Origin of the sequence: uncultured Succinivibrio sp., assembly GCF_902756765.1 — a bacterium.
In the GTDB taxonomy this organism is placed as follows: domain Bacteria; phylum Pseudomonadota; class Gammaproteobacteria; order Enterobacterales; family Succinivibrionaceae; genus Succinivibrio.
The window spans coordinates 1-3,827 of sequence record NZ_CACVSS010000147.1 but is presented as its reverse complement, the minus strand read 5'-3'; the positions used below and the strand labels follow the sequence as shown (position 1 = coordinate 3,827).

At 37.1% G+C, this 3,827-nt stretch carries 4 protein-coding genes and 1 pseudogene; 4 read left to right on the top strand and 1 reads right to left on the bottom strand.

What is annotated here, in order from left to right:
* Positions 1–1,162: hypothetical protein (locus tag QZU45_RS11710; RefSeq protein WP_295355500.1), on the bottom strand; the 1,162-nt coding region annotated here is incomplete at its 3' end.
* 243 nt (positions 1,163–1,405) lie between these two features.
* Here QZU45_RS11710 and QZU45_RS11705 point away from each other — a divergent pair.
* From QZU45_RS11705 to QZU45_RS11695, 4 genes and pseudogenes are all read left to right on the top strand, one after another.
* Positions 1,406–2,035, top strand: coding sequence for an IS607 family transposase (locus QZU45_RS11705; RefSeq protein ID WP_295355498.1), 630 nt, complete (start codon positions 1,406–1,408; stop codon positions 2,033–2,035).
* 6 nt (positions 2,036–2,041) lie between these two features.
* The gene (locus tag QZU45_RS11700) at positions 2,042–3,253 is read left to right on the top strand and encodes a transposase (RefSeq protein ID WP_295355497.1); all 1,212 of its coding nucleotides are present in this window, start codon (positions 2,042–2,044) and stop codon (positions 3,251–3,253) included.
* Positions 3,254–3,272: 19 nt separating this feature from the next.
* Positions 3,273–3,434, top strand: a pseudogene (locus QZU45_RS12550) (hypothetical protein); the annotation flags it as partial.
* Positions 3,435–3,523: 89 nt separating this feature from the next.
* Positions 3,524–3,733, top strand: coding sequence for a hypothetical protein (locus QZU45_RS11695; RefSeq protein WP_295355486.1), 210 nt, complete (start codon positions 3,524–3,526; stop codon positions 3,731–3,733).
* The last annotated feature ends 94 nt before the right edge of the window (positions 3,734–3,827 follow it).

Here is a 3,827-nt window from a genome sequence, read left to right as displayed (position 1 = left end):
CTCCAAACTTTACTTCTCCGTATTCTTTATCTGTTTCATTATTAAGAACATTATACAGAGTATTTGGAATGTCATTGTCTCCTGTAAGTGCAAGGGTGAGGGCCGTCTGATTAAGTTCAGCGCATACCCACCATGAAGCACCATTAAAAAGCTCATCTCCAAAAAATTCATAGCCGTTTGCTGATACAGCCTTTTTATGAACATCTATCATCCCGTTTTTTGAAAATTCTATTAAATCCTTATCATCAAGTCCCAGTGCAGTCATATACTCCATCCAGTAGGATTTGACTCTGTGTCCATAATCAAGGTGTTTTCCTTTTTCAATATCAAAGCAGGATGGATTATCAGTGCACCCATTAAAACGCTTTTGCTTTTCGTTGTAGAATTTAGTGTTGATAATCTCAACTACTTCCTTCATTTTTTCTCCCCACTCTTTTCTACTGTTATCAGGGAGCATTCTCCAGGTTAAAAGCATATAGGCATTTAGCTGATCAAGTTGTGCTACAAGCTCCTCCTGTGACATTTTGTCAAAGTAGGTATCTTTTTTGGACCAGATTAAAAATCCCTTATCTTTATCGTAATAGTTGTCAAAGATATAATCTTTTGCTTTGATAATTGCACTGATTGTTTTCTTATCACCGGTTAAGTAGGCATTCATTGCCAAACCTACGAGCGCATAGGACAGATCCTGTGGGTTTTCTGCAAAGATTTCTGAATCTGTTACTGGTTTTCCTTCTTCAAAGAGACTGTAAAAACCACCGTCCTTGCGCATCGCTCTTTCAAGCAGAAACTTTACACCAGCCTTATGTAGTCTTAGAGCTTCTTTATTTCCTGTAAGATTAAACAGAGCACCATATGCAAAGGTCTGACGGGAGAGCATTCTTGTAAAATCAAGATGCCATATTTTTGATGCCCAACTGGTATCACCTTCGCCTTCACATGCTTTTTTGTTTCTCAGTTTGCCATTATCACAACGCCAGGTAGGGAAGTAACCATCCTCCTTTCCTTTGGCATCATCAACAAGATAAAATTTTAAGATGTGACTGGCGTGTTCCTGCCACTCATCATAAGATGGTAGATTCTCAAGGTTAGCAGCATCTGCAGCTTGTGTCATTGCAAGACAAATGGAAGCCACAGCAAAGATCTTGGATAATTTTCTCATGATACCTCTTATTTTTTATGCTTTGAGAGTGTTCTCACAACATCACCAACTTTTATTATAGAATTTTAACTCGAGTTATTCATATTTCCGTTTATATAATTCACGAAACAGAAAAAGAGTGGATCCTAAAAACACATGGTGAATATAACTGATATAGCAAATGAGCTGGGTTAGTTACAGTTGCGTTAAATGTATAAATTGTTTACAATATCTCATAATATTTATGAGGTATTGTTGACGTTTATGAATAAAATCATTTCAATTGGAAAAGCTGCTCAAATCCTGGGAGTTCATGTTCAGACCTTAAGAAACTGGGAAAAATCAGGAAAACTTAAACCTGATTCAATTTCACCGGGCGGAACCAGGAGATACAATCTTGATAAAATCATTTCCTTATCAGGAAAAGAAATTCCATTAGATGCAGATATAAGATATACTATTGCATATGCCAGAGTAAGTTCTCACGATCAAAAAGAAGAGCTGACAAGACAGGCTCAGGTACTTGAGATGTACTGTTCATCACATGGTTTTAAGTATGAACTCATAACAGATCTTGGATCAGGGATGAATTACTATAAGAAAGGATTAACCTCTCTGATAAACCGCATCCTTAACAATGAAGTCAAAAGACTTGTCATCACACATAAAGACCGACTGTTAAGATTTGGAGCTGAGCTGATATTCTCAATCTGCGAAGCAAAAGGTGTAGAAGTGATTATCATCAACGCTGGTGAAGAGAAATGCTCCTTTGAAGAAGATTTGGCAAAGGATGTACTTGAAATCATCACAGTCTTTTCAGCAAGGCTGTATGGAAGCAGAAGCAAAAAGAACAAAAAGCTGATAGAAAACCTGAAAAAAGCAGTAGAAGAATAAAAGTAAATGCCGGTAGTAGCACAGAAAATAGAAATCAAAGCCAGCAATAAGTTTAAGACTTACTGTCGCAAGGCATTTGGTGTTTCAAGATTTGCCTATAACTGGTGTGTGGAAAGATTCACAAAAGACTATCAGCAGTATCTTACAGAGTGGAGTGTATATAACAGAAAGTTAAAAGAATACAGTTCATCTCCTCTTTTACATACACAGATGCCTGTAAAACCAAAATTACCATCAGCTATTGGTTATAAGTATAAGAATGATTTCAACTCAAAGAAAAAAGAGCTCTATCCATTTACCAAAGAAGTCACCAAGTATGCAAGTCAACAGCCTTTTATAAATTTTGACAGAGCAGTCAGTGCCTTCATCAAGGCAGGAGTGAAAGGAAAGAGAAAAAAAGGATTAAAAGACTGTTTTCCCAAATACAAAAAGAAGAGTTATTCATCAGGCTCATTCTATATTGGCGGCGATCAGGTAAAGGTAAAGACTTCAGTGTCATGCTCCAGGAGACTTGAAAACAAAAGTCAGAAGCAGTATCTGAAAATTCCTAAGTTTGGTTATGTACAGTTAAAAGAGAAACTTCGCTTTGAAGGATACATCAACAGTGTTACCATTTCACAGAGGGGCGACAGATTCTTTGCATCCTTCAGCATTAAGATATCACAGGAGGAGTTTGACAGAACCCATAAAGCTGCAGTGCAGAATAAAACTGCAGTGGGAATTGATTTAGGACTAAAGAGCGCATTAGTCCTGTCTGATGGTATGGCAATAAAAGCACCAAAGCCATTGAAAAAGAGCCTGTTAAGATTAAAGAGATTACAAAGACAGCTTAATCGAAAGAATCACCCAAGAACCAAAGGTGATAAGACGAAGGTGTCTAAAAATTATATAAAGCAGTCAAAACGTCTTAATAAGCTTCATTTAAGAATTCACAATATTCGCGAGGATTTTATTCATAAGGTAACCACAGCCCTTGTAAGGAACTATGAATATATCTGCCTTGAGGATTTGAATGTGAAAGGAATGATGAGAAATCATCATCTTGCACGAGCAATTTCTGATATCGGATTCTACAGATTTAAATCTGTGCTTATGTATAAGGCACTGAACTTTAATCGAACTGTTGTGGTTGCAGACAGATTCTATCCAAGCTCTAAAACCTGCAGCAGATGCGGTGCCATAAAAGAAAATCTCACCTTAAAAGGACAGAGTTTATGAATGTAAAAACTGCGGTGCAGTAATAGACAGAGATTTAAATGCAGCTGTAAATCTGAAAAATCAGATAAAAGAAAAAATAGGGGGAGCTACTCCCGAATTAACGCCTGTGGAGCTGACGGCACTGCAGGATTGTTTTAACCAGAACAATCTTGCAACCAGCAGCGTTGAAACAGGAATTTAGGCAAATCTATTTTTACATATTTATATGTTTTTATAGATTTTATAAGATCTAAAATAGCGGCTTCGCTGAATTTACGCAGCCTGATTATTATGCCCACCGCAAAATTCAGTAAAAACATATCAGCCTGCTGCCTGAATATACCAGTAGTGCTTGTTGACAGGCAGAGTACAGACACTCACTGCGACAGTGTTATTGAGGATAACAGACAGGTAAACGGCAGCAAGCATAAACCAAAGAACATCTGTTTAAAATCGATGCTTCTGCAAAGAGCTTCAACTGCAGCACCAGCATCTTCTTAAACAGTTAATAATATAGTCAGGAGCTTTAAATGTTGGACTTTTCTAAATTTAAATCTAAAAAAATCAAATGCGCAGGTGTTGGTGAAGTTCTGTT